This window comes from Pseudomonas sp. IPO3749 (genome assembly GCF_013386605.1).
Lineage (GTDB): Bacteria > Pseudomonadota > Gammaproteobacteria > Pseudomonadales > Pseudomonadaceae > Aquipseudomonas > Aquipseudomonas azotoformans_A.
Genome location: NZ_JACARN010000037.1, coordinates 17,288 through 41,539, shown reverse-complemented (window position 1 = coordinate 41,539; position 24,252 = coordinate 17,288). Strand labels below are relative to the sequence as shown.

Annotated in this window: 24 protein-coding genes; 14 read left to right on the top strand and 10 right to left on the bottom strand. The window is 59.2% G+C overall.

The features are described 5' to 3' along the window. Positions 1-2: 2 nt before the first annotated feature. Positions 3-890 (bottom strand): proline iminopeptidase-family hydrolase, encoded by an 888-nt coding sequence (locus tag HX812_RS15350; RefSeq protein ID WP_038850382.1) that lies wholly within the window; start codon positions 888-890, stop codon positions 3-5. A gap of 183 nt (positions 891-1,073) precedes the next feature. Between HX812_RS15350 and HX812_RS15345 the strand changes: the two genes are divergently transcribed. Continuing rightward, positions 1,074-1,838, top strand: a complete 765-nt coding sequence (locus tag HX812_RS15345; protein ID WP_038850381.1) for a LuxR family transcriptional regulator — start codon at positions 1,074-1,076, stop codon at positions 1,836-1,838. Positions 1,839-1,930: 92 nt separating this feature from the next. Further along, positions 1,931-2,863, top strand: a complete 933-nt coding sequence (locus HX812_RS15340) for a proline iminopeptidase-family hydrolase (protein WP_038850380.1) — start codon at positions 1,931-1,933, stop codon at positions 2,861-2,863. Positions 2,864-2,899: 36 nt separating this feature from the next. On the opposite strand, the gene HX812_RS15335 is transcribed toward HX812_RS15340, so the two are convergent. Next, a complete protein-coding gene (locus HX812_RS15335) occupies positions 2,900-4,402 on the bottom strand; it encodes a nucleobase:cation symporter-2 family protein (protein WP_033902832.1) in 1,503 nt (500 codons plus the stop codon). 158 nt (positions 4,403-4,560) lie between these two features. On the opposite strand from HX812_RS15335, the gene HX812_RS15330 reads away from it, so the two are divergent. Continuing rightward, positions 4,561-5,394, top strand: a complete 834-nt coding sequence (locus tag HX812_RS15330) for a nucleoside-binding outer membrane protein (RefSeq protein ID WP_038850379.1) — start codon at positions 4,561-4,563, stop codon at positions 5,392-5,394. Here the strand turns inward: HX812_RS15330 and punC are convergent. Next, positions 5,391-6,575 carry a purine nucleoside transporter PunC gene (gene punC / locus HX812_RS15325; RefSeq protein ID WP_038850378.1) on the bottom strand — a complete coding sequence of 395 codons (1,185 nt, stop codon included), beginning with the start codon at positions 6,573-6,575 and terminating at the stop codon, positions 5,391-5,393. The two genes, HX812_RS15330 and punC, sit on opposite strands and share 4 nt — an antisense overlap. 122 nt (positions 6,576-6,697) lie before the next feature. Between punC and punR the strand changes: the two genes are divergently transcribed. Next, positions 6,698-7,621: a DNA-binding transcriptional activator PunR gene (punR, locus tag HX812_RS15320; protein WP_038850377.1), complete on the top strand. Its 924-nt coding sequence runs from the start codon at positions 6,698-6,700 to the stop codon at positions 7,619-7,621. Here punR and HX812_RS15315 read toward each other — a convergent pair. Next, complete coding sequence (locus tag HX812_RS15315; RefSeq protein WP_038850376.1) at positions 7,602-8,771, bottom strand: aspartate aminotransferase family protein; 1,170 nt, start codon at positions 8,769-8,771, stop codon at positions 7,602-7,604. The genes punR and HX812_RS15315 overlap by 20 nt on opposite strands. A 102-nt stretch (positions 8,772-8,873) precedes the next feature. On the opposite strand from HX812_RS15315, the gene HX812_RS15310 reads away from it, so the two are divergent. Next, positions 8,874-9,779, top strand: coding sequence for a LysR family transcriptional regulator (locus HX812_RS15310; protein ID WP_038850375.1), 906 nt, complete (start codon positions 8,874-8,876; stop codon positions 9,777-9,779). On the opposite strand, the gene HX812_RS15305 is transcribed toward HX812_RS15310, so the two are convergent. Then, complete coding sequence (locus HX812_RS15305; protein WP_038850374.1) at positions 9,776-10,399, bottom strand: HAD family phosphatase; 624 nt, start codon at positions 10,397-10,399, stop codon at positions 9,776-9,778. The genes HX812_RS15310 and HX812_RS15305 overlap by 4 nt on opposite strands. Positions 10,400-10,693: 294 nt before the next feature. Between HX812_RS15305 and HX812_RS15300 the strand changes: the two genes are divergently transcribed. Beyond that, positions 10,694-11,917: an anthrax toxin-like adenylyl cyclase domain-containing protein gene (locus HX812_RS15300; RefSeq protein ID WP_080642453.1), complete on the top strand. Its 1,224-nt coding sequence runs from the start codon at positions 10,694-10,696 to the stop codon at positions 11,915-11,917. A 62-nt stretch (positions 11,918-11,979) separates the two neighbouring features. On the opposite strand, the gene fabV is transcribed toward HX812_RS15300, so the two are convergent. Next, positions 11,980-13,173, bottom strand: a complete 1,194-nt coding sequence (gene fabV / locus HX812_RS15295) for an enoyl-ACP reductase FabV (RefSeq protein ID WP_010211998.1) — start codon at positions 13,171-13,173, stop codon at positions 11,980-11,982. A 309-nt stretch (positions 13,174-13,482) separates the two neighbouring features. On the opposite strand from fabV, the gene HX812_RS15290 reads away from it, so the two are divergent. Both HX812_RS15290 and ppnN read left to right on the top strand, forming a co-directional pair. After that, entirely contained in the window at positions 13,483-14,307 is an 825-nt protein-coding gene (locus tag HX812_RS15290; RefSeq protein WP_038850373.1) for an aspartyl/asparaginyl beta-hydroxylase domain-containing protein, read from the top strand. Positions 14,308-14,457: 150 nt separating this feature from the next. Further along, positions 14,458-15,831 carry a nucleotide 5'-monophosphate nucleosidase PpnN gene (gene ppnN, locus HX812_RS15285; protein ID WP_038850372.1) on the top strand — a complete coding sequence of 458 codons (1,374 nt, stop codon included), beginning with the start codon at positions 14,458-14,460 and terminating at the stop codon, positions 15,829-15,831. 1 nt (position 15,832) lies between these two features. Here the strand turns inward: ppnN and HX812_RS15280 are convergent, their stop codons facing one another. Next, a complete protein-coding gene (locus HX812_RS15280; RefSeq protein ID WP_038850371.1) occupies positions 15,833-16,225 on the bottom strand; it encodes a RidA family protein in 393 nt (130 codons plus the stop codon). Positions 16,226-16,380: 155 nt separating this feature from the next. On the opposite strand from HX812_RS15280, the gene HX812_RS15275 reads away from it, so the two are divergent. From HX812_RS15275 to HX812_RS15265, 3 genes are all read left to right on the top strand, one after another. After that, on the top strand, positions 16,381-16,638 hold the full coding sequence (locus HX812_RS15275) for an AbrB/MazE/SpoVT family DNA-binding domain-containing protein (RefSeq protein WP_038850370.1): 258 nt from the start codon (positions 16,381-16,383) through the stop codon (positions 16,636-16,638). Next, positions 16,635-17,030, top strand: a complete 396-nt coding sequence (locus tag HX812_RS15270) for a PIN domain-containing protein (RefSeq protein WP_038850369.1) — start codon at positions 16,635-16,637, stop codon at positions 17,028-17,030. The genes HX812_RS15275 and HX812_RS15270 overlap by 4 nt, the downstream gene beginning before the upstream one ends. Positions 17,031-17,102: 72 nt before the next feature. Further along, positions 17,103-17,477 carry a hypothetical protein gene (locus HX812_RS15265; RefSeq protein WP_370590802.1) on the top strand — a complete coding sequence of 125 codons (375 nt, stop codon included), beginning with the start codon at positions 17,103-17,105 and terminating at the stop codon, positions 17,475-17,477. 7 nt (positions 17,478-17,484) lie between these two features. Here HX812_RS15265 and HX812_RS15260 read toward each other — a convergent pair whose 3' ends face one another. Beyond that, positions 17,485-17,814: a YXWGXW repeat-containing protein gene (locus tag HX812_RS15260; RefSeq protein ID WP_033902551.1), complete on the bottom strand. Its 330-nt coding sequence runs from the start codon at positions 17,812-17,814 to the stop codon at positions 17,485-17,487. A gap of 129 nt (positions 17,815-17,943) precedes the next feature. Then, on the bottom strand, positions 17,944-18,843 hold the full coding sequence (locus HX812_RS15255) for a DMT family transporter (protein ID WP_038850368.1): 900 nt from the start codon (positions 18,841-18,843) through the stop codon (positions 17,944-17,946). 98 nt (positions 18,844-18,941) lie between these two features. Here HX812_RS15255 and HX812_RS15250 point away from each other — a divergent pair, with 98 nt between their 5' ends. Beyond that, positions 18,942-19,778: a LysR family transcriptional regulator gene (locus tag HX812_RS15250; RefSeq protein ID WP_038850367.1), complete on the top strand. Its 837-nt coding sequence runs from the start codon at positions 18,942-18,944 to the stop codon at positions 19,776-19,778. A 71-nt stretch (positions 19,779-19,849) separates the two neighbouring features. On the opposite strand, the gene mqo is transcribed toward HX812_RS15250, so the two are convergent. Beyond that, positions 19,850-21,496, bottom strand: coding sequence for a malate dehydrogenase (quinone) (gene mqo, locus HX812_RS15245; RefSeq protein WP_038850366.1), 1,647 nt, complete (start codon positions 21,494-21,496; stop codon positions 19,850-19,852). A 482-nt stretch (positions 21,497-21,978) separates the two neighbouring features. Here mqo and HX812_RS15240 point away from each other — a divergent pair, with 482 nt between their 5' ends. Continuing rightward, positions 21,979-23,166: an MFS transporter gene (locus tag HX812_RS15240; protein ID WP_038850365.1), complete on the top strand. Its 1,188-nt coding sequence runs from the start codon at positions 21,979-21,981 to the stop codon at positions 23,164-23,166. A 185-nt stretch (positions 23,167-23,351) separates the two neighbouring features. Then, positions 23,352-24,014 (top strand): Wzz/FepE/Etk N-terminal domain-containing protein, encoded by a 663-nt coding sequence (locus HX812_RS15235; protein WP_038850364.1) that lies wholly within the window; start codon positions 23,352-23,354, stop codon positions 24,012-24,014. Positions 24,015-24,252: the final 238 nt, after the last annotated feature.

Genomic DNA, 24,252 nt, shown 5'->3' with positions numbered 1-24,252 from the left:
CGTCAGCCTCGATGACGCGAGAGGAAGTCCAGCAGCACCGGGAAATACGCCTGGGGCTCTTCATAGAACGGCATATGACTGCTGTTGGGGAAGACGTGCAGTTCGGCGTGCCGGGCCGCGAGTTTCATGCGCATGGCGCAGGCCGGGGTGAGTTCGTCATGTTGGCCGGTGGTGATCAGGATCGGCATTTTGAAATCGGCCATCTCGGGGATGCGGTTCCAGTCCTTGAGGTTGCCGATGTAGAGAAATTCATTGGGACCTTGCATGGTCTCGTAGGGGCCCATGTTCCAGTCGTCGAGGGAGCGTTTGACCGGCGCGGGCCACTCGTCCAGGCGGCACACGTGGCGATAGTTGAGCAAGGTGATCGCGGCCTGGTATTGCGGATGGTCCAAAGTGCCCATGGCTTCGTGGCGCTGCATCATCGCCACGGTTTCGCTGCCGAGGGCGCCGCGCAGGCGCTCCAGTTCCTGGGACAGGTGCGGAATGTCGCCCACGGTGTTTTCCAGGATCAGGCTTTTCAGCGAGTCGGGGTAATGGATGGCGTATTCGATACCGAGCCAGCCGCCCCAGGAATGCCCGAGCAGGTGCACACGGCCCAAGCCCAGGGCCTGACGCACGGTTTCGACTTCTTCGACATAACGGCGGATTTCCCACAGCGAAACGTCGGTGGGTCTGGCTGATGCGCCCGTGCCAAGCTGGTCGAATGCAACCACTCGCAGGTTATGCTCTTTGAGCCAGCCATGGGCGTCGCGCAAGTAGTCACACGGCAGGCCAGGCCCGCCGTTGAGGCACAACAGCACCTCATCGCCTTCGCCAAAGCTGTAGACCACGAGGTTATGGCCGTCGACTTGCACGTTGTACTGCTGGTCGGGGGCAATTTCACGCCACATGCATACATTCCTTGTGTTGTATCGGCCTGGCAGGTAGCGGCCGTGTATCAGGCCAACACTACCGAGGATGCCGTGCGTCCATAACCTAGTATTTCTTATAGGTTTGGCCTGGCAGTCCTTCGCCGGGGCGTGGCATTCTACTTGCCGCAAGTCGAGATTCAAATGAATTCGGGAGCCGAACGGATGCTGGCCAAGCTGACTGCGTTAAATCACCGTCTGATGCCGGGCAGGAGCCTGGACGAGCAGATGGACAATACCTTTATCCTCGCCCAACAACTGGGCTTCGATGCATTGGTGTATGACTACACCCCGGTGCCGATGGACCAGGATGGCGCATTGATCACGCCCTCGGTGCTCGCACTGCGTAATACCCCGCCCGACTGGCATGCCCTGTGGTGCAGCGAAGGGTTCTACCAGATCGACCCGGTGCAGCATCTGGCCCTGAGCACGGTGTCACCGTTCGTGTGGTCCTACGACGTCAAGGCCGATACCCCACTGCAAAAGATCATCGATCCCTGCCATGCGCCGGTTTCGTCCTACTTGCACGACCAGCAATTGACCTGCGGCGTCAGCGTGCCGATCCACCTGCCCCGTGGCGGCTTCGCCTCGCTGACTGGCCTGCGCACCGGCAACGCCCGCACCGTGTTGAAGGATGCGCAGCAGACCCTGTCGGATTTCAGCCTGATTTCCCATGCCTTGCAGGAAGCGGCCTACCCGCTGTTCAGCAAGGAGCTACGCACTTATCCGCATATTCACCTGACCAAACGCGAACGCGAGTGCCTCAAATGGGCCGCCGACGGGCTGACAGCCGCCGAAATTGCCACGCAATTGAGCCGCTCGCTGGCGGTGGTTACCCTGCACTTGGCCTCGGCGATGCACAAACTGGGGGCCAAGAACCGCGTGCAGGCGGTGGTGCGCGCCACCCATTACCGCCTGCTCGAAGACTGACCGGTGGGCAAAACCTAGCTGTTTTGCTAGTTACTTAAATTTCGCCCACGCATTATCGTGTCCCTGATCCTTTTTTCAGAGCAGGGTACGAAATGGAATTCATCGAAAAAATCCGCGAAGGGTATGCGGCGCTTGGCGCCTACCAAACCTGGTACCGCGTCACCGGTGACTTGTCGAGCGGCCGCACTCCCCTGGTGGTAATCCACGGCGGCCCCGGATGCACCCATGATTATGTCGACGCGTTCAAGGACGTCGCCGCCAGCGGCCATGCCGTGATCCACTACGATCAGTTGGGCAACGGCCGCTCCACTCATCTCCCCGAAAAAGACCCGTCATTCTGGACCGTGGGCCTGTTCCTCGCAGAACTCGACAACCTGCTGGACCACCTGCAGATCAGCGATAACTACGCGATCCTCGGCCAATCCTGGGGCGGCATGCTCGGCAGTGAACACGCGATCCTGCAGCCCAAGGGCCTGCGCGCGTTCATCCCGGCCAACTCGCCCACCTGCATGCGCACCTGGGTCAGCGAAGCCAACCGACTGCGCAAATTGTTGCCGGAAGGTGTGCATGAAACCCTGCTCAAGCACGAAGCCGCTGGCACTTACCAGGACCCTGAATACCTCGCTGCATCACGGGTGTTTTATGACCAGCACGTGTGCCGAGTCATCCCGTGGCCAGAGGAAGTGGCACGCACATTCGCTGCGGTCGACGCAGACCCGACGGTGTACCACGCCATGAGTGGCCCGACCGAGTTCCATGTGATCGGCAGCTTGAAAGACTGGAAGTCCACGGGCCGTCTGTCGGCGATCAATGTACCGACACTGGTGATCTCTGGCCGACACGACGAGGCCACGCCGCTGGTGGTCAAGCCGTTCCTGGATGAAATCGCCGATGTGCGCTGGGCGCTGTTTGAAGACTCCAGCCACATGCCCCATGTGGAAGAACGCCAGGCGTGCATGGGGACTGTGGTGAAGTTTCTGGATGAGGTATGTTCAGCGAAGTACAACGTGCTCAAGGCTGGCTGAATCAGTGTGGGGGCTGGCAGGCCAGCCCCCCTTACTTCAGACCTCGGTAGCCTCAGCTTTGGTTGCCCTTTTCGGGGCATCCGGCACCAGCGGAATCTCCCGCCCCTCGGCATCAAACAACTTGCCGCCTTTGAAGTAATCCCCATCGCGCAGTTCCGACACATCACGGAAGCACAGGCTGCGCTCAGTCCCTGCCACAAACACCGACTGCTGGTCTGAGTTACCGGCGGTGAAGTGGTTGAATGCCAGGTTCAGCAGGATCGCCATGATGGCCGACGAACTGATCCCTGAGTGGAAGATGGTCGCGAACCAGGTCGGGAAGTGATCATAGAAGCTCGGTGCCGCAATCGGGATCATGCCAAAACCGATGGAAGTGGCCACGATGATCAGGTTCATGTTGTTGCGGTAATCCACCTTCGACAGCGTGCGGATGCCACTGGCCGCCACGGTGCCGAACAGCACAATCCCGGCCCCGCCCAACACGGAAGTCGGCACCGCCGCGATCACCCTGCCCATGAAGGGCAACAAGCCGAGAATTACCAGGAACAGCCCGCCCGTGGCTACCACAAAGCGGCTCTTGACCCCGGTCACCGCCACCAGGCCGACGTTTTGGGCGAAGGCGCTTTGGGTGAATGAACCGAAGATCGGCGCAAACATGCTCGACAGCATGTCGGCGCGCAGGCCGTTGCCCAGGCGTTTCGAATCGACCTTGGTGTCGATGATCTCGCCCACCGCCAGGATGTCCGCCGAGGTCTCGACCAGGGTTACCATCACCACAATGCACATGGAAATGATCGCGGCGACATGGAAGGTTGGCATGCCGAAATGGAATGGCGTAGGGAAACCGAACATCGGCCCCTGGGTCACGCCGGAGAAGTCGGCCATGCCGAGGAATACCGCAATCACCGTGCCGATGACCATGGCCAGCAAAATCGACAGACGCGAGATAGTCGCGCTGCCAATCTTGCTCAGCAGCAACACCAGCACCAGGGTCAGCGCCGCCAGGCCGATGTTGGACATGCTGCCAAAATCCGCCGCGCGACTGTTGCCGCCCATGGCCCAGCGCGCCGCAACGGGCATCAGGGTCAGGCCGATGGTCGTGATCACGATGCCCGTCACCAGCGGCGGGAAGAACTTGGTGATCCGTGAAAACACCGGGGTTATCAGCAGCCCGATAAACGACGCAGCCATGACCGCCCCGAGAATCGCCGGCACCCCGCCGGCGCCATCACTGCCGACAATCGCCACCATGGTTGCCACACCGGCAAACGACACGCCCTGCACCAGCGGCAACTGACAGCCAAAAAACGGTAGACCCAAGGTCTGCAACAGCGTGGCCAAGCCACCGGCAAACAGCGACGCGGCGATCAGCAGGCCGATATCCGCCGGGGACAACCCGGCCGCCTGGCCGACAATCAGGGGCACCGCAACAATGCCGCCATACATCGTGAGCACATGTTGCAGGCCGTAAGCCATGTTGGCGGCGACGCCGAGATTCTCATCTTCTGGCCGCTGCGGTGACGCCTTCGGGATAGTCATGGTGAGGGGTTCTCTGTTTTTGTTGTGCGGCCACTGTATGCAATGTTTGGACTGGATGTCCATAGAGTTGTATACAATCAATCGAACAAGTTACCCTCCATCGGCGTTACAAAAACAATCCGGCCGTGATGAGCCAGAACGCCAAAGGACCCAGAACAATGAAAAAGGCACTACAGGGCGCAACCGTCGCACTCACCCTGCTCGGCGGCGGGGAGGCCGTCGCAGTGGAATGGATGAACAACAGCGTAGGATTTCGCTACGGCCAGCAGTTCACCAATCCGAATAACCCCGACGAATTCAGCAAGCGCATCTACAGCTTCACCCACGCCAGCGGCTACCAGTACGGCAGCAATTTCCTCAACCTCGATGTGTTCCTGTCCGACAGCCGTGACCCGCGCAAGGGTACTGATCATGGCGGGAGTGAGGTGTACGCGGTGTACCGCCACCAACTGTATGCGTCGCGGGTGTTCGATGTGCCGTTGGGCACCGGCCTAGTCAAGGATTACGCGCTGACCCTGGGTTTTGACGCCAACCGTAACAACAACTTCGCCTCAGCGAAGAAACGCGCACTGGTGATTGGCCCGACAGTGAAGTTCAACACCGTCGGCGTTCTCGACCTGAGCCTGATGTACTACAAGGAAAGGAACCACACCGGCATCCCCGGCGCGAAAGAGTCGAACCACACGTTTGAAGACACCTACATGCTCAACCTGACGTGGATGCGCCCCTTCGAAATCGCCAACCATGCGGCGAAATTCCAGGGTTTCATCAATTACGTCGGGGAAAAAGGCGAGGACTACCACGGCCGTGACACCGCGCCCGAGGCCCTGATGCGTACCGCGTTGATGGTGGCGGTGCGACCGGGCAAAAACGTCAAGCCAAACCTCTACCTGGGGGTGGGTTACGAGTATTGGCATAACAAGTTCGGCGTGGATGGCGGCCGGGGTAGCCGCACATCGACGCCGACGGTGAACCTGGAAGTGACGTTCTAGGCGGTCGCCAGTTCCGAATCACCGGCTTTCGGCCGCGCCAGCCAGTAACCCAACACCGCCAGTGGCGCGGTCGCCAGCATCACGATCACGGTAATCAGCAGCGGCTGGTCGATCATCGACGATACCAGCAGGCTGCTGAGGAAACACAGGCCCAGTTGCAGGGTGTTTTGCAATGCCGCTGCCTTGCCGGAATTTTCCGCAAACGGCATCAGCGCATTCGCCACGACGATGGGGTAACTGGCGCCGTTGACCAGCGCCATCAGGCAGAACGGAATCAGCAAGGTGGTGAGGGTTGGCACCGTCAGCGTGGCAACCAGGTACAACGCCAGCATGCTGATGCAATACGCCAGCAGCAACCAGGGCAACAGCGTCTTGCCCTGGAAGTGCTGCAAGGTGCTGCGGCAACTGTAGCCACCGACCAGGAAGGCCAATGTCGGCAATACGTAGCTCAGGCCAATGTCATTTGGGCTGTAGCCCATGTCGCCCAGGATGAAGGGCGAAGCCGTCAGCCAGGCGAAGAAACTGGCCGAGCAGGCGGCGAAGATCATGACGTTGCCGGTGAACACGCGAGACGTCAGTAACTGCCCATAACCGAGGCGCGAACGCTCACCCGCCTCTGCCGGACGTTTCGCCGTGGTGCGTAGGAACAATGTCGGTAGCAGCAACAGCAATGAGACGCCCAGCAACACGCCGAAGATCGCCTGCCAACCCAAGTGGTTCAGCACCATCGCGCCCAGCAACGGCGCCAGCGCTGGCGACAACGACATCAGCGGCATGATGCTGGCGAACACACGATGAGCCTTGTCGGCCGGGTAGCGGTCGATCACCAACGCCTGCCAAGCGACGGCGGCGGAACACACGCCAATCGCCTGGACAAAACGCAGCGCCAGCAATTGCGGCGCGGTCTCGACCCAGAACATCCCCGCGCAGCCCAGCACAAACAGGCTCAGGCCGGCGAGCAGGACGGGCTTGCGCCCCAGGCGGTCGGACAATGGCCCCCACAACAACTGCCCCACCGCAAAGCCGGCGAGGAAAATACTCAAGCTGGCACCCACCGCGCCTGCGCCAATCTGCAACTGTTCGCCCATGGCGCCGAATGCCGGCAAGTACATGTCCATGGCGAGGTAACCGAGCATGCTCAGCCCCGCCAGATACCAAGTGAAACCAAAAGAATTTTTCATTGAAGCCTTGTTAATCCTGCCATCAAACTATTTGCTGACTGGCGCCCATTATGAAGCTGACAGTTTCTGTGTGAAGCGATAATAATTGGACACTCTTATCAATAAATTTGAAGGCAGCCGCCATGTGGTCAGAATATTCCCTGGATGTGGTCGATGCCGTGGCGCGCCATGGCAGTTTCAGCGCCGCCGCCCAGGAACTGCATCGCGTGCCGTCGGCCGTCAGCTATACCGTGCGCCAGTTGGAAGAATGGTTGGCAGTGCCGCTGTTTGTGCGGCGCCACCGGGACGTGGAACTGACGCCCGCTGGCCGCCTGTTTATCGACGAAGCCCGTGGCGTGATGAAAAAAATGCTCGGCACACGACGCCTGTGCCAGCAGGTGGCCAATGGCTGGAGCGGCCAATTGAAGGTGGCCGTGGATTCCATCGTCAAACCCCAGCGCTGCCGACAGTTGGTGTTGGACTTCTATCGACAATTTCCTGAGGTCGAGCTGCTGCTGGAATACGAGGTGTACAACGGCGTGTGGGATGCCCTGGCCGATGAACGCACCGACATTGTGATCGGCGCGACCAGCGCGGTGCCCGTGGCCAGCCACTTCACTTTCCGCGACATGGGCTTGTTGAACTGGCTGTGCGTGGTCAGCGCGCGACACCCTCTGGCCAGTGTCGAAGGGTTACTGAGTGACGATCAACTGCGCCCCTTTGCCTCGCTGTGCATGACCGACACCTCGCGTAACCTGCCCAAGCGCGACACGTGGACATTGGATAACCAGCGACGCCTGGTGGTGCCCAATTGGGCTTCTGCCATCGATTGCCTGCGCGACGGCCTGTGCGTCGGCATGGCGCCAGCGCATCAGGTGTTGCCGTGGATCGAGCGCGGTGAGTTGGTGGCACTGCAATTGAGCCGGCCGTTTCCGGCCAGCCCGTCGTGTGTGGCCTGGGCGCAGAACAAGCTGTCCCCGGCCATGGCCTGGCTGTTGGACTACCTGGGCGATACCGAGACCCTGAACCAGGAGTGGCTCAACGGCCCTACGCCAGCAACCGAGTAATGGCCCGCACGATCATCTCGACCTCTTTTGCATCCAAGGTCAGCGGCGGCAGCAAGCGAATGATCTTGCCCCGCGTGACGTTGATCAGCAGCCCATGTTCCTGGGCCGCGCGCTGAGCCAGGTCACGGTAGGGGCTGGCCAACTCGATGCCGATCATCAGCCCCTGGCCGCGAATCGCCAGGACCTGCGGGTGCTCACTCAACTCCACGCGCAACCGCGCCAGCAGGCGCTCGCCCTGTTGCGCGGCATTCTTCAGCAAGCCTTGTTCCTCGATGATGTCCAGCACGGTGCACCCCACACGACACGCCAACGGGTTGCCACCAAAGGTGCTGCCGTGACTGCCCGGCGTGAACAGTTGGGCCACGGCGGACCGAGCCAGGCACGCGCCGATCGGCACACCATTGCCCAGGCCTTTGGCCAGGGTCATCACGTCCGGGACGATGCCTTCATGCTGGAAGGCGAACCAGGTGCCAGTGCGGCCGATGCCGGTCTGGATTTCGTCCAGCATCATCAGCCAGCCATGGCCTGTGCAGTGGTCGCGCAGGGCTCGCAGGTAACCCGGTGGCGCCGGCAGTACGCCACTTTCCCCCTGGATCGGCTCCAGCAGCACCGCCGCGATACGCGGACCAAACTTCTGGGTGATCACCTCCAGCGCCTCCAGATCACCAAAGCCCACCTTGAGAAAATCCCCCGGCAAACGCTGGAAGCCCAGCCGCACCGAAGGGCCATCGCTCGCGGCCATGGTGCCGAGGGTGCGGCCATGAAAGGCGTTTTCCATCACCACCACCAACGGCTCTTCGATGCCCTTTTTCCAGCCATGCAGGCGCGCCAGCTTGAGCGCTGTCTCATTGGCTTCAGCACCGGAATTGTTGAAGAAGGCGCGGTCCAGGCCTGACAACTGAGAGAGGCGCTGGGCCAGCCGTTGTTGCCAGTCGATGCTGTAAAGGTTGGAGGTGTGCAGCAAGAGCCCAGCCTGCTCACTGATCGCCGTTACTAGCCGGGGGTGCGAATGGCCGACATTGGTCACCGCCACGCCGGCAACCGCGTCCAGGTATTCGCGGCCCTGCTGGTCCCAGAGTCGCGTGCCCAGGCCGCGCGTGAAGCTCAGGGCCAAGGGTTGATAAGTGGTCATCAGGCAGGCGGCGGTCATGGTGCGGGCTCCAGTGCATCGTAGTGATGGCTGCAGTATCGTTAGCCACCTGAGCTGGATAAACTGCACATTCCTGCAATGACTTTAAATCAAGGCTTTATAATGGATCTGTTCCAGGCAATGTCGGTGTACGTGAAAGTGGTCGAGACCGGCAGCATGACGGCAGCAGCCCATGCCTGCGGGATGTCCACCACCATGGTCGGCAACCATCTGCGTGCCTTGGAGCAGCGCCTGGGCGTGAGCCTGCTCAAACGCACCACGCGCAAACAAAGCCTCACCGAATTTGGCGGGCAGTATTACCAGCGCTGTCTGGAAGTGCTGGGGTTGGTGGCCGACTCCGAACAACTTGCCGAGCAAGCCCACAGCGATATCCCCAAAGGCAATCTGCGCATCACTGCGCCTCCCGTGTTCGGCACCGAACGCCTGACACCGGCCTTGAGCGAATTTTCCCGGCGCTACCCACTGATCAACCTGTACGTGGTGCTGAGCAATGAGCGGATGGACTTGGTCGACAGCGGCTTCGACGTGGCGATCCGTCTTGGTGAACTGGAAACCTCCAGCCTGATCGCCCGGCCAATGCAGGACTACACCCTCACACTCTGCGCGTCACCTGAATACCTGGCACGACGGGGCACGCCGCAAACGCCCGATGAGCTGCAGCACCACGACTGCCTGGCGTTTGCCTACCCGGCAAGTGACAACTGGCGCGACGCCGACAAACTGTGGCGAATGACCGGCGAGGGCGGCGAGGTCGAGGTCCCGGTGTCCGGCTCATTGACCATCAACAGCTCGCAAGGCTTACGCCAGGCGGCCGTCAACGGCATGGGCATCATCATGCTGGCCGACGCCCTGGTACAACCGGACCTGGAAAGCGGCAAGCTGGTGGCCTTGCTCACTGCCTATCGACTCCCCAGCCGCCCCATGCACCTGCTCTACGGCCAGGACCGTTATCGCCTGCCCAAACTGCGCGCCTTCGTGGATTTCGCCATGGAAAAGTGGGCGCGCTAGAAGCTCACGCCCAACGCTCGCAATTGCGCGGCGGTACCTTCGGCCGACACGTGGTGGACCCCCTGCCAGCCGAGGGCGATGGCCGCCTCGATATTGCCAGCAACATCATCGATAAACACCACTTCAGAGGGCTGGATGTCCGGCAGGTGGCCGCGTACCTGACTGAGACTGGCGTTGTAGATCGCCGCATCAGGCTTGATCAGTTTCAGCTCGCCAGACACCACGATCTCGCGAAAGCACTGCAGGAACGGGTAGTTGGCCCGCGCATAAGGAAAGGTTTCCGCCGACCAGTTGGTGAGCCCAAACAACGGCATATCGGCCTGGTGCAGCGCCTTGAGGATCGCCACGCCTTCCGTCAATGGGCCACGCAGCATTTCGTGCCAACGGTCGTAATAGGCCTGGATCAGTCGTTCATGATCTGGGTGCTGCTCGATCAGGCTGCGGGTACCTTCGGCCAAGGAGCGACCAGCGTCCTGCTCGGTGTTCCAGGCCTGGGTGCAGATATTTTCGAGAAACCATTGCCGCTCGTGATCATCGGCAATCAGCTTGCGGTACAGGTGCTGCGGGCTCCAGTCGAACAGGACACCGCCGAAGTCAAAAACCACTGCACGAATTGTCATACGTTCCTCCCATTCATTTGCACGACAGTTTCCCTTGCTGATCGCACTGAGCCGCGCGTCAACACGCGTAGGATCGCTCTGATAATTTCACCGCTCAAACGCAACAAACACCTAGACCGCATCACGTTTGCGCACCGGAACGACCCTCCTCCCATTACGCTTCATACAAGCCGTCATACTTTTTGCTCCCCGCCGAAGAATGGCTTCTTTAATGTCTCCCGTGCAATCGAAGGAATACTGGGGTCTGGAAGGGATCATCCAACATGCCAATAAAACATGATTTGGAGATACACCATGATAGGCGTACTGAGTTCAGCCCAGATACCGCGTCAGCTTGGCTTGAATGCTTTGCAAGGCTCTCCACCGCGTCAGTCGACGGCCACTGCACCAGAGGCAAACGACTCGATAAGGATCGCATTCGAGCGCATCAGGGAACAAACGGGAATAGTCCCCAGCCACCTTGTGCCTTTGCAGGAAATTGCGGCGCAGACCAACTCCATCATCGGCGTGCGTCCAGTCGAAACCGTCGCCACCGGGTTGATAGAAGCCGGCCACCCCACCAAGAACTTTCATATCAAGGGAAAAAGTGCCAACTGGGGACCGCAGGCCGGCCTGATCTGCACGGATCAAGCCTTCAGCAAGCTTGAGAAATTCAAGCACGAAGCCCCCGAGAAACTGAACCGCGCCAATGAGCAAGTCGCGGATTGCATCCGCAAGAACGATGCAGTCGCCATCCCTCTGGAGATCTCACAAAATCGCCTCGGTGAATTGATGAGACTCGGCCACATCGCTGAACTGGCACCCACAGAGCAGGACGGCATACTGCGTTTCAGCGCCCAGGGGCCTAGCCAGCAGGTGTATGCATTCGAAGGCAAACGCACTTCACCCTCAGCAGATAACTATCTGATCAGCCATAAGGGCAAGCCTATTGAAGTGCTGGCGGAACGCGCGGGAGGCAAGGCATTGACGGCCGACTATGACCTGCACATGGTGGCGCCCCATCTCGGCGACTATGGTGCTGAAGACAAGCTGCCGGTGCCCGATGTCGCGCACAGCGTTTTGACGCAAAGGATAGATCGCTACAGACACCGTCATTCAGACCCTGAGGCTTTCCAGGTGCCAATGCAGTTGCGCGCAGATTATGAAAGCGTCGCGCGCTTCTATCAAAAGGAGGACCCCGATCTGGGAAATGCCTCAGCGCGGATAAAGCAAATGATTGAGCTGATTAATCATAGGTTGGTCGGCAATGGCGAGAGGGTGGTCCACCACAACGCGGACTCCGGCAGCCCGGCAACGGATGTCGCCGCCAACTACCCGGCAACGTTCTTCCTACCGACCAAGCTGGGGCGGTTCGATGAAATCTGCATGATCCATGACAGCAAAGAAATGGCGGAATTGGCCGAGACAGCCAAAGACAGCGGCTATCATGTGCCCCTGAATCCGCTGTGGGAGAAAGAAGTGGTGAGTATCAAGCGTACTGGTTTTACCAACGCCCTTCGACTGTTCAACCAAGGCTGAACGCGTGCAGGGGAAGAACAAAACAGCAGCCCCATAATCGAGGCTGCTGTCTATTCCATCACTTAAGCCGAGATGAGACCGTTGATCTTCACGGTCGGATTCACGTCAGCGTCGTAGTCCACGCCGTCGATTTCAAAGCCGAACAAACGCAGGAATTCAGCCTTGTAGCCGGCAAAGTCGCTGATCTCGTTGACGTTGTCGTCGGTGACCTGGTTCCACAAGGCCGCTACGGCGTCCTGGACTTTCGGTTCCAACTCGGCCAGGTCGGCACGCAGGCGGCCATCGGCGTCAAGTTTTGGCTGGCTGCCGTACAGGCTGTCCTTGAACAGACCGTAGACCTGTTCGATGCAACCTTCGTGGGTGCCCTGCTCTTTCATCACTTTGAACAGCAGCGACAGGTACAGCGGCATGATTGGAATGGCCGAGCTGGCCTGGGTGACCACGGCCTTGAGCACCGACACACGGGCGTCGCCCTTGAGTGCCGCGAGGTTGTCGCGCAGGGTCAGGACTTTCTTGTCCAAATCTTTCTTGGCTTCGCCGATGGAGCCGTTCCAGTAGATGTCCTGGGTCAGCTTCTCGCCAAGGTAGGTGAAGGCGGTGGTTTTCGCGCCTTCGGCCAAAACGTCGGCGTCACGCAGGGCGTCGATCCACAGCTGCCAGTCTTCGCCGCCCATCACTTTGACGGTACCGTCGATCTCTTCCTGGGTCGCTGGCTCAAGGGTGGTGTCGACCACAACACCCTTGTCGGTATTGATACCGCGCAGGGTCACGGCCTTGCCGATCGGCTTGAGGGTGGAGTTGTGCACCACGCCTTGCGGGTCGGTACGGCGTGGCGCGGCCAGGCTGTAGACCACCAGGTCGATCTTGCCCAGGTCTTTCTTGATGGTTTCGATGGTCAGGCGCTTGATCTCGTCGGAGAACGCGTCGCCGTTGATGCTCTTGGCGTACAGGCCTTTCTCGACAGCAAACTTCTCGAACGCGGCGCTGTTGTACCAGCCGGCGGAGCTCAGCTTGCCTTCTTCGCCTTCTTTCTCAAAAAACACGCCCAGGGTGTCGGCGCCACAGCCAAAGGCAGCACTGATGCGCGCAGCCAGGCCGTAACCGGTGGAAGCACCGAGGACCAGCACCTTTTTCGGGCCGCCTTCGATGACGCCGTGTTGAGTCACGTAGTCGATCTGTTCTTTGACGTTCGCTTCACAGCCAACAGGGTGAGCGGTCACACAGATAAAGCCACGAACCCGCGGTTTGATGATCATAAAATTTCTGCCTCTTCCAAGGTGCCGAAGGCCAATGGTGGCCATTCAACTTCAATCGTACCGGTCTATGACGTCCAAAAAACCGAAGCGTCACGATAGTCGCAAATCTTCTGTTTACAAAATCCAATCCACTCAGCGCTGAGACGGTTAAAAACTGTGTTGAGCCTTCACAATTTTGCAATATTTAAAACGCCTCTCCAGCGCCGAACGTCTTATCATGACGCAGTTGTTTCAATATGTTTCGAAACCCCACCACTCGCGGCCACGGATCCGGACCTGTCGAATGGCGTCCTGCTGGAGCTGAGTGTCATGAATAACCCTGCTTTGCGTAAAAAAGCGGTATCGGTCGCCTGGGTATTAGGCGTGCTGATGATTATCGATATTTTCCCCGAGACCACGCTGGTATTTTTCGGCCTGGTGGTGATCTGCGGCATTTACGACTTCCTGCGTAATGGCCTCTATGACGCGCCCACCGTCAAAAAATACTTTATTGGCAGTGGCCGTAACACCTGGCTGCTGGCACCGTTCAACACCCTGTTCGACCTGTTCAGTTCACCTAACCGCCACGTCTACACAATGGCCGACCTGCCACCGGCCTGGCGTGAAGACCTGCAACAGGTGCTCGATGACGCCATGGCCCACAAGGACGAAATCATCGGTTACCTGGACGCACGCATGGCCGAGAAGAAGCGCGGCATGTTGTTTTTTCAGTGGTACGGCCAACCCATCGAGACCACGCTCAACATTCCGGAGCTGCGCAAAAAGCTACCGTTCGTGAAGACCATCGGCGTGTCGGTATTCAACGAAAACCGCTCCACCTCCTTCCATTTCGGCCCCCTGCGCATGATGTTCCGCGTGCTCTACAACATGGCACCGGCGCCCCATCATGAAGGCGTCTACATCCAGGTCGGCAAGCACAAGCATTACTGGCACGACGACCCGCTGTTTATCTTCGATGACACCCTGATGCACGCGTCTTTCAACAAAAATGATGCCAAGCGTTACTGCCTGTTTATCGACATCGTGCGGCCGACACCGGTGCCGATGGTCCTTAACGCAGTGATCGCTGGGTTTGCCGGGATGGCCTTTACCCTGCGTCGGGTTTTCTACAAAAACTGGAAGCTGATTCAGTGAGTTCTGCGGCATGATGGTGCTGGACGGTGTTTGCGCTCGGCCTTGCGCCTGAGGTAAATATTCGTCTCGTGCGACCGAATTCGGCGCCCATCATTCTCAAGCCATCGCGGCCCCTTGCGGGTGCGGTGGCTGCGCTTTCAAGGAATCAGAATGCCCCAACGTCATGTCATCAATGCCTCCGTCAGCCCCAAGGGCAGCCTCGAAACCCTGTCCCAACGTGAAGTCCAGCAACTGAGCGAAGCCGGTACCGGCAGCATCTACACCCTGTTCCGCCAGTGCGCCCTGGCGATCCTCAACACCGGCGCGCATATCGATAACGCCAAGACCATCCTCGACGCCTACAAAGACTTTGAAGTACGCATCCACCAGCAAGACCGCGGCGTACGCCTGGAACTGCTGAACGCACCCGCCGACGCCTTCGTCGACGGTGAAATGATCGCCAGCACCCGTGAAATGCTGTTCAGTGCACTGCGCGACATCGTCTACACCGAGAACGAACTGGACAGCCAGCGCATCGACCTGAGCAACTCCCAGGGCATCACCGACTACGTGTTCCACCTGCTGCGCAACGCCCGTACGCTGCGCCCCGGTGTCGAGCCGAAGATCGTGGTGTGCTGGGGCGGGCACTCGATCAACACCGAAGAATACAAATACACCAAGAAGGTCGGCCACGAGCTGGGCCTGCGCAGCCTCGACGTGTGCACAGGCTGCGGCCCCGGCGTGATGAAAGGCCCTATGAAAGGCGCGACCATTTCCCACGCCAAGCAACGCATTACCGGAGGCCGCTACCTGGGTCTGACCGAGCCGGGCATCATCGCTGCCGAAGCGCCGAACCCGATCGTCAATGAGCTGGTGATCCTGCCGGACATCGAAAAACGCCTTGAAGCCTTCGTGCGTGTGGGCCACGGCATCATCATCTTCCCAGGCGGCGCTGGCACGGCCGAAGAGTTCCTGTACCTGCTGGGCATCCTGATGCACCCGGACAACCGCGACCTGCCGTTCCCGGTCATCCTCACCGGGCCGAAACACGCAGCGCCGTACCTGCAGCAGTTGCACGCGTTCGTCGGCGCCACCTTGGGCGAAGCGGCGCAGGCGCACTACCAGATCATCATCGACGACCCCGCCGAAGTGGCGCGCCAGATGACCGCCGGCCTCAAGGCCGTGAAGCAGTTCCGTCGCGAGCGCAACGACGCGTTCCACTTCAACTGGCTGCTGAAGATCGACGAGGGCTTCCAGCGCCCGTTCGATCCGACCCACGAGAACATGGCCAGCCTGCAACTGAGCCACGCGCTGCCGCCCCACGAACTCGCCGCCAACCTGCGCCGTGCGTTCTCGGGGATCGTAGCGGGTAACGTGAAGGACAAGGGCATCCGCCTGATCGAGCAGAACGGCCCCTACGAGATCCACGGTGACCCGGCCATCATGAAACCACTGGACGAGCTGCTACAGGCGTTTGTCGCCCAGCACCGCATGAAGCTGCCGGGAGGCGCGGCGTATGTGCCGTGCTATCGCGTGGTTCAGTAAGCTAGCGCTGCACTGCCACGCATTTGATCTCCACCAGCAGGCCGGGGTGTGCCAGTTCGGACACTCCGATGGTGGTCCAGGCGCAATGCCCGCGCGGGAACAGGCGGTTTTTCACGTCACGGAAAACCGCCATGTGCTCGCTCATGTTGACGTGGTAGGTGGTCATGTCCACCACGTCCTCGAACGTACAGCCACCCTCCTCCAGCACCTGCCTCAGGTTCTCCCAGGCGGCGATGAATTGCGCCTCTGGATCGTCAATCACCGCCAATGCCGCCGTGCGTCCGACCTGCCCCGCGCAGTACAACGTCTTGCCGATCTTGACGGCGGGCACGTAGCCGGCGCGTTCGACAATGGGCTGCATGGCAATAGGTATGATGAGCTGGCGATCGGTCATATGTTGTATCTCTTTGCGGGTGTTTTCGGACGTGCCCGAGGCATAACTCGGGCTATCTTTTTACCTGTTCCGATCAACTCACACCAGAAGAGCAACCTATGGACCAACGGATCTTGTCCTCCATAATTCCTTACCCTAAGGTAAGGAGCATCACGATGGAGATCTTCACTATGGCCACCGCCACGCTTACTTCAAAAGGGCAAATCACCATTCCCGTCCAGGTCAGAACTGCCCTGGGCCTGGAGACAGGCGATCGCGTTGAATTTGTCGAAATGGAAGACGGCAAATTTTCCATGATTGCCGCCAGCAAAACCGTACAGGACCTCAAAGGCCTGATCCAAAAGCCCGCCAAGGCCGTCTCGCTGGATGAGATGAACCGTGCCATCGCGGCACAAGGGGCGAAAGCGGGATGATCGGACTGGATACCAATGTGCTGGTGCGCTATGTCACCCAGGACGATCCCGTGCAATCGCCCAAGGCATCTGAATTGATTGAGTCGCTCACCGCCTTTGCACCAGGCTTTGTCAGCCTGGTGTCCGTGGTGGAGTTGGTATGGGTCCTGCAAAGTTGTTATCAGTCTGCCAAGGGTGATGTGGTGACCGTGCTCGAAACGCTGCTACGCACCCGAGAACTGACCATCGAGCACGCCGAGATCATCTGGCAGGCACTGCGACGATTCACCTCCAGCACAGCAGATTTCGCGGACTGCCTGATAGAACGCTGTGCTCATGCTGCAGGCTGCGAATATACCGCCACCTTTGATTTGAACGCTGCGAAGGCCGCGGGGATGAAACGACTGATCTGAGCCTTTGCCGTTGCGACGCCCACCAGGCTTTGGTAAAAGTCGCGTTCAACCCCCATCGAGAGAAAGACCTACGTGCGCACGCTTCTTCTCGCTACCTTGACGATGGCGTCCGGCACGGTGATCGCCGAATCGATCACCTGGCCCGACCTGCCAAAGACCTGCTTCGTCAGTGGTCGCTCCGCCACCAGCCTGGACGTCGACGCGGGCTGTGCAGCCTTCCTGATCAACGTGAAAGGCCAGGCCGCAGGCACGCCGATCAAGCTGGATATTCCGCAGTACGCCCTGCACGTCGACGAAGCCACCGGCAAAGAAACCCCGGTGATCCTCATCCAGGCAGAAGAGAACGGCGAAATCAAAGCCGTCGGCTACAAGGAACTGGGCACCGATCAACTCGGCGCCGCGCTATTGCGTGAAGTTCGGCTTCTGGGCACGACGAAGCCGATCTGACCAAGGCTCAACGAACCCAGCCACCGCCTTGCCAATGGTAGCCGTCGTTGCGCTGGACCCAATGTGGATGCACGTAGCGATAACCTTCGCGCACCGGCTCCCAGTGGCCGTGTACTGCGACATAGCGCCCGCCTTCCCAACGCCAATAGCCGCGTGACCAAATGTAGCCATAGCGCACCGGCGGCTCGACTTCGATCACCTGCACCGGCGGCGGTTGCGGCGCGATGACTTCCACATATTCGCGTTGTACCGGCCTGCGCTCATGTACGACGCGCTCTTGCACACACCCGGATGCTGCGACGACCATGGCCGTCAATGCCGCATAACGTAGCCACATACAAACCCCTCGGGCGCTGACGCCCAACACTTGCACCGCGAAAAATCCCCCGTTGTGACAGCCGCGCTCCTGCTTGGCTGTGGGTATTTTTAACAGGTGATGTCTGTCAGCTTGCTGAACCCGCAAGCCTCAAGAGGCGCACGCGACGGTCGGTCGTTTCAGACGCACCAACAGCAGCCCGGCGACAACCACGGCAATGCCGGCGCAGGTCGAGGCATGGATCACATCGCCGAACATCAGCGCTGCCCACACCAGCGTTACTGGCGGCTCCAGGTAGACCAGCGCAGCGACGTGGGTCGCGGTCATGACGCGCAGCAGCATCCAGAGGCTCAAATAGGCAACGAAGGTTGAGAACACAGTGAGCCAGACAATTGAGATCAATACGTCTGGGTCGCGGGGAATGCTCAGCGTGTCGGTATAGAGCACGGCGACGGTAAAGCCGATCAAGGTCAGCAACGACTGGATGAACAGCGGCAAGACCAAGCCTGCGTCCTGGCTTTGCACCGTACGGCGCTCATACAGGGTCGCCAGCGTCAGCCCCAGCGCCGCAGCCAAGGGCAGCAAGTAAATGACAAGACCAACGCCTTCCCCGCCACTGCCGTACTGCCCGGCTATCACAATGGAAACGCCAACGAAGCTGATCATCAGGCCAACCCACTGCCAGCCACCACTGCGCTCGGTTGCGCTGCCGGTCGACAACGCCGCCGTCATCAACGGCTGCAGGGCCGCGATGATCGCAGCAATGCCGGGGGGCAAGCCGTTCTGGATCGCGACGTAGAGGCAACTCAGGTACAGGAACTGTGAGAGAAACCCAATGACGGCGTAATGGCGAACCAGCGCCCAAGAAACCTTCAACAACCTGACGTTCAGGAACAGCCCCAGGCACACCGCGACCAACAGGAATCGCCAGAACAACAGATTGAACGCCCCGCCGCCCTGCGTACCCAGTTTGGCGCCGATATAACCGGAGCTCCATGACAGTACGAACGCCACCTGTAACAGCAGTCGCTTTAAGGTTGATCGCGTCATGTAGCCTCCGGTCAGTACGCATTGACTGAAAGGCTAAGGGCCACGCATGATTCTGTATATTTGAATAATCTGCACCATCAATCCATAAAAGCGGAATCATGGCCAAACAACTGAATATCGACCTGCTGCGTACCTTTCACGCCGTGGCGCGCTTTGGACGTTTCAACGAAGCGGCCGAGCAGGTGCACCGCAGCGCGTCCACCGTGACCACACAGATACAAAAGCTCGAAGATCAGGTGGGCCAACGCTTGTTCAGCCGCAACAACCAAGGCGTGGAGTTGACGCTCTACGGTAAGAAACTGCTGGGCGAAACCACCGAATTCCTCAAGAGCCATGATCGCCTGCTGATCTCGCTGATGCCCCAGCGCATGCAGGGCAAGATCCGCCTGGGTGTACCGGACACCTATGCACCGGCCTTCATTCGGGAGTTTTTACCCCGGTTGATCGCTGACAACCCGCTGCTGGAGCTTGAAGTCGAAGCCCGCACCAGCGGCGAGTTGCTCAACCTGTTCACGGCCAATCACCTGGACCTGACCATCACCGTCAGCGCACACCCGCTGGCCCAGGGTGAACGTCTCGGCCCCGTACAACCGCTATGGGTCGCGGCCGAGCACTTTAGCTGTCCGTCGAATGCACCGCTGCCCATCACCGTCCCCATCGCCGGCTGCCCCTATCGCGCCGCCGCCTTGCAGGTACTGAAGGATCACGGGATTTATCACCGGATGCTGCTGGAAAGCCCCAATTCATCCGCCGTCGAGGCCTGCGTTCGCAGTGGCGTGGCGGTAGGCCTGATGGAGGAAAGCCGCATGGGTGAAGGGCTCAGGCAGATAACAGACCTGCCTCCACTACCAGCACAACACCTGTACTTGTTGTGCGATAGCAGCAATGCACTGGCGTTGCATCTGCATGAGCAGCTCAGGCACTTCCAGGTCTGAACGCCAGGGACAAAAAAGCCCGCTGACCGTTACCGGTTCAGCGGGCTTTTTACAGCGACTCGATACTTGGCTTACAGCGCCAGGTCAGAGGCCGGCTTGCTTGGCTCAGCTGCTGGCTTGGCAGCCTCGGCGGCCTTCGGAGCAGCACCTTGCGGAATCGCAGGTGGCGTCGGCAGTTGCAGGATTTCGGCGGTGTACGCCCATTCCTTGGCAACCGCTTCAGGGCTGTCGTTCAGCTTGGTGCCGTAGCTCGGTACGATCTGGTGCAGCTTGGTCTGCCACTCAGGGGTCGCGACCTTGTCCTTGAAGACTTTCTGCAGCACGGTCAGCATGATCGGAGCCGCGGTGGACGCGCCTGGCGATGCACCCAACAGGCCTGCAATGGTGTTGTCAGCGGAGCTGACCACTTCGGTACCGAGTTTCAGGACGCCGCCCTGCTCTTCGTCACGCTTGATGATCTGCACGCGCTGACCGGCTTGCCACAGGCGCCAGTCGGATTGCTTGGCGTTCGGGAAGTATTCCTGCAGCGCCTTGAAGCGGTCGTCATCCGACAGCATCAGTTGGCCAGCAAGGTACTCGACCAGTGGGTATTCACGAATACCGACTTTGGTCATTGGCCAGATGTTGTGAGTGGTGGTGCTGGTCAGCAGGTCCAGGTACGAGCCTTCTTTCAGGAACTTGGTCGAGAAGGTCGCGAATGGGCCAAACAGGATCACGCGCTTGCCATCCAGCACGCGGGTGTCCAAGTGCGGAACCGACATCGGCGGTGCGCCCACCGACGCTTTACCGTAGGCCTTGGCCAGGTGCTGCTCGGCCACGGCTGGGTTATCGGTTACCAGGAACGAGCCGCCTACCGGGAAGCCAGCATATTCCTTGGCTTCAGGAATGCCCGACTTTTGCAGCAGGTGCAGTGCACCGCCGCCCGCGCCGATGAACACGAACTTGGCGTCGGTTTCGGTCTTGGTGCCGTCTTTCAGGTTTTTGTAGCTCACACGCCACGAACCGTCAGCGTTCTTGGTGATGTCCTGCACTTCGCTCGACAGTTTCAGGTCGAACTTAGGGGTGGTTTGCAGGTGAGCGACGAACTGGCGAGTGATCTCGCCGAAATTCATGTCGGTACCCAGCGGGCTCCAGGTCGCTGCGATTTTCTGGTTCGGGTCACGCCCTTCCATCATCAGCGGAACCCACTTGGCGATCTGCGCCGGGTCTTCGGAGTACTGCATGCCCGCGAACAGCGGGCTCGCTTTCAGGGCTTCGTAGCGTTTTTTCAGGAACTTGATATTGTCATCGCCCCACACAAAGCTCATGTGCGGTGTGGTGTTGATGAACGAACGCGGGTTCTTCAGCACGCCCTGCTGGACCTGCCAGGCCCAGAACTGACGGGAGATCTGGAACGCTTCGTTGATCTCGACCGCTTTCGGGATCTCAACGTTGCCGTTCTTGTCTTCCGGGGTGTAGTTCAGCTCAGCCAGGGCCGAGTGACCGGTACCCGCGTTGTTCCAGCCGTTGGAGCTTTCTTCGGCCACGCCATCAAGACGCTCGACCATTTCCATCGACCAGCCCGGCTCCAGCTCATTGAGCCATACACCCAGGGTTGCACTCATGATGCCGCCGCCAATGAGCAGCACATCGACTTTCTTTGCCTCTTCCGCGTGAACGGAGCTGATCCCCAGCGACAAAGCCAGCCCCAGCAGGGCAGTGTTTACTTTTTTAAACATCAGTAGCACCTATGATAAAACGCCATCCGCCCTACCGCCCCTGATCATGGGCAACCCTCCATCGCAGCTGCGCAAGGCAGCACCGCGGGGTTTGCACATTCACGAGAGAACTGCAGGGTGGGCACACAAGGCCGACGTATCGACCTCACTGTTTATGTCCCTTCTGCGCTGACTTCTTATCATTATTGGCTTCAGCTACCTGGGCGACAGCCAATCGCTGGGACGTATGCGGATGTACGCACCCAGGAAAGACTAGACCAAGACGGCGCGCAGAATATCACGGCAAACAGCGTTTATGCGCCGTTTGGCCAATTGACAGCTCTAAATCGCGGCTTTTAATGCTCCGATGTCAAGCCTGGCAGGCGCGACCTGGGGTCACAGGCGCGGAACTCTGCCGAAAAAGGCTGTTCTAGACACCCTCGGCGCCGCTTGCGTAGCATCGACGGCTCCCCTTCGTGCAATCCATTCCAATAGAGTTACCCATGACTATCCAGCAAACACCCGGGCATGTGCTGCCCGCGCGCAGCGCCGCAAAAATGGAAGCTGCCATGGCCGTGGGCGCCTTCGCGATCGGCACTGGCGAGTTCGCCATCATGGGCCTGATGCCCGACATCGCCCATAACCTCAACCTGAGCGAACCCCAGGTCGGCCACGCGATCAGCGCCTACGCCCTTGGTGTGATGGTCGGCGCCCCACTGCTGGCGATCCTCGGCGCCAAACTCCTGCGCAAACATATGCTGCTGTTGCTGATGGGGCTGTATGCCCTGGGTAACCTGGCCACGGCCTTCACCCCGACCTTCGGCTCACTGGTGGCGTTTCGATTTATCAGCGGCCTGCCCCACGGTGCCTATTTCGGTATTGCCGCAGTGGTGGCTTCGAGCATGGTGCCGAACGACAAGCGCGCCGGCGCTGTAGCACGGGTGATGATGGGACTGACCCTGGCGATGCTCCTGGGCAACCCGATTGCGACCTTCCTCGGTCAATATCTGGGCTGGCGCTCGGCGTTTGCGCTGGTGAGCGTCATCGCGTTGTGCACGATTGCACTGGTCTGGCAATTCGTCCCCGACCGCCACGACGAACCACGCAGCGATCCACGCAAGGAACTGCGCGCCTTCACCAAACCGCAGGTATGGATGGCGCTGGCCATTGGCGCCATCGGCTTTGCGGGGATGTTCTGCGTGTTCAGCTACCTGGCGCCGACCATGCTCGAAGTCACCAAAGTCTCGCCGCAATGGATCCCCTTCGGCCTCGCGGCATTTGGCGTGGGTGGGATCATCGGCAATATTGCTGGCGGCAAACTGTTCGACCGCCTGCAGTTTCGCGCAGTGGGCCTGATTTTGGTGTGGTCGATGGCGGTGCTGGTGTTCTTTCCGTTTGCCGCAGGCTCGTTGTGGGGCGTGTTGCTGGGTATCGGGCTGGTCGGCACCATGGTGTCATTGGCGGCGCCGTTACAGATCCGCTTGATGGATATCGCCCATGAAGCGCCGAGCCTGGCAGCGGCATCCAACCATGCCGCATTCAACCTGGCCAACGCGCTGGGCCCGTGGTTTGGCGGGATGGCGATCACGGCCGGGCTGGGATGGACGAGCACCGGGTACATCGGGGCGGCCACGGCGCTGGTCGGGCTTGGCGTGTATCTGGTGGCCCGACGGATGCAGGGCGGACATTGAAATCCGAGCCGCTTGAACGAAGGTGCTGTAGGAGTGATCCTGTGAAAAGTCTGCGCGACTCAACCTAAAAGTCGCGCCGAACCCAACAAAGACGAATTATTCGCATCCAGCACCCATCGCACTATTAAATGGGCGTTTCGTGTTTTTTTCTCTACAATTCCGGAACGCAAATATAGGAATTTTTCGTGAGCAGTCCAACGAATTCTAAAGCCCGCACCAACGATGATGAAATTGATTTGATCCCCCTTGTTCAGGCGTTGTGGAAAAGCAAGATCACTATTATCGCGGCTGCCGCAGTGGGCATCGCGGCTTCACTGGCGCTCTCTGCATCGATACCTGAACAGTGGACTGCCAGCACTTACATCACTAAACCTTCGCTCTACAGCCTTTATAAAGAAGTGAATGAAAAGGACGCGCCTGCTACACCGAGTCCACAGTCGCTGGAAACCAAGCTGTACAGCACCATCCAGAATGACGTTTTCTATTCCGCCATGGGCGTCATGGCTGCCAAATCCGTCAGCTTGAAAGACATCCCACCGAAATCAGGTGCAGGTGAACCTGTGCTTTACATCGCATCAACCACTGCGACCACGGCAGAACAGGCCACTGCGCAGCTGAAATCCGCGATGGCGATTGCCAGTACCGAAGCCGTAGCGCTTAACTTGCCGACACTGGATGCCAGCAATACATTAAAAGCGTTTAACACTCTCGATGACGTAAAAACTTATACCACCAAGAGCACCAAGAAATTTGTTTTCCTGGGCGCTTTTCTAGGGCTGATACTCGGGAGTGTCTTTGTATTGGGCAGATTTTTTATTCGACAATACAAACAGCGTCAGCCGCGTTAGAGCATTTCTTTAATCAGGAGAAACGTAACGCAGACCAGCAGGGAAACAATAGAAACAATAAATAATTGCGCGAAAAAAGTTGTTTTCATCAAGAATACTTTAAAAAATAGAGTGATGGCTTGGCGCCATTATTGCACCGCGCCTAGCTTTTTTCACGGGAATTTTTGTTGAAAACAACACCCTCGCCTCCCCTCAGCCCATTGGGCTGGGGCAGCCTACAAATTAACAGGCAATGAAG

What these genes read in the sequence shown, in the direction of transcription:
- HX812_RS15350 (WP_038850382.1), bottom strand. Translation starts at nt 890, where the DNA reads ATGTGGCGTGAAATTGCCCCCGACCAGCAGTACAACGTGCAAGTCGAC.
- HX812_RS15345 (WP_038850381.1), top strand. Translation starts at nt 1,074, where the DNA reads ATGCTGGCCAAGCTGACTGCGTTAAATCACCGTCTGATGCCGGGCAGG.
- HX812_RS15340 (WP_038850380.1), top strand. Translation starts at nt 1,931, where the DNA reads ATGGAATTCATCGAAAAAATCCGCGAAGGGTATGCGGCGCTTGGCGCC.
- HX812_RS15335 (WP_033902832.1), bottom strand. Translation starts at nt 4,402, where the DNA reads ATGACTATCCCGAAGGCGTCACCGCAGCGGCCAGAAGATGAGAATCTC.
- HX812_RS15330 (WP_038850379.1), top strand. Translation starts at nt 4,561, where the DNA reads ATGAAAAAGGCACTACAGGGCGCAACCGTCGCACTCACCCTGCTCGGC.
- punC (WP_038850378.1), bottom strand. Translation starts at nt 6,575, where the DNA reads ATGAAAAATTCTTTTGGTTTCACTTGGTATCTGGCGGGGCTGAGCATG.
- punR (WP_038850377.1), top strand. Translation starts at nt 6,698, where the DNA reads ATGTGGTCAGAATATTCCCTGGATGTGGTCGATGCCGTGGCGCGCCAT.
- HX812_RS15315 (WP_038850376.1), bottom strand. Translation starts at nt 8,771, where the DNA reads ATGACCGCCGCCTGCCTGATGACCACTTATCAACCCTTGGCCCTGAGC.
- HX812_RS15310 (WP_038850375.1), top strand. Translation starts at nt 8,874, where the DNA reads ATGGATCTGTTCCAGGCAATGTCGGTGTACGTGAAAGTGGTCGAGACC.
- HX812_RS15305 (WP_038850374.1), bottom strand. Translation starts at nt 10,399, where the DNA reads ATGACAATTCGTGCAGTGGTTTTTGACTTCGGCGGTGTCCTGTTCGAC.
- HX812_RS15300 (WP_080642453.1), top strand. Translation starts at nt 10,694, where the DNA reads ATGATAGGCGTACTGAGTTCAGCCCAGATACCGCGTCAGCTTGGCTTG.
- fabV (WP_010211998.1), bottom strand. Translation starts at nt 13,173, where the DNA reads ATGATCATCAAACCGCGGGTTCGTGGCTTTATCTGTGTGACCGCTCAC.
- HX812_RS15290 (WP_038850373.1), top strand. Translation starts at nt 13,483, where the DNA reads ATGAATAACCCTGCTTTGCGTAAAAAAGCGGTATCGGTCGCCTGGGTA.
- ppnN (WP_038850372.1), top strand. Translation starts at nt 14,458, where the DNA reads ATGCCCCAACGTCATGTCATCAATGCCTCCGTCAGCCCCAAGGGCAGC.
- HX812_RS15280 (WP_038850371.1), bottom strand. Translation starts at nt 16,225, where the DNA reads ATGACCGATCGCCAGCTCATCATACCTATTGCCATGCAGCCCATTGTC.
- HX812_RS15275 (WP_038850370.1), top strand. Translation starts at nt 16,381, where the DNA reads ATGGAGATCTTCACTATGGCCACCGCCACGCTTACTTCAAAAGGGCAA.
- HX812_RS15270 (WP_038850369.1), top strand. Translation starts at nt 16,635, where the DNA reads ATGATCGGACTGGATACCAATGTGCTGGTGCGCTATGTCACCCAGGAC.
- HX812_RS15260 (WP_033902551.1), bottom strand. Translation starts at nt 17,814, where the DNA reads ATGTGGCTACGTTATGCGGCATTGACGGCCATGGTCGTCGCAGCATCC.
- HX812_RS15255 (WP_038850368.1), bottom strand. Translation starts at nt 18,843, where the DNA reads ATGACGCGATCAACCTTAAAGCGACTGCTGTTACAGGTGGCGTTCGTA.
- HX812_RS15250 (WP_038850367.1), top strand. Translation starts at nt 18,942, where the DNA reads ATGGCCAAACAACTGAATATCGACCTGCTGCGTACCTTTCACGCCGTG.
- mqo (WP_038850366.1), bottom strand. Translation starts at nt 21,496, where the DNA reads ATGTTTAAAAAAGTAAACACTGCCCTGCTGGGGCTGGCTTTGTCGCTG.
- HX812_RS15240 (WP_038850365.1), top strand. Translation starts at nt 21,979, where the DNA reads ATGACTATCCAGCAAACACCCGGGCATGTGCTGCCCGCGCGCAGCGCC.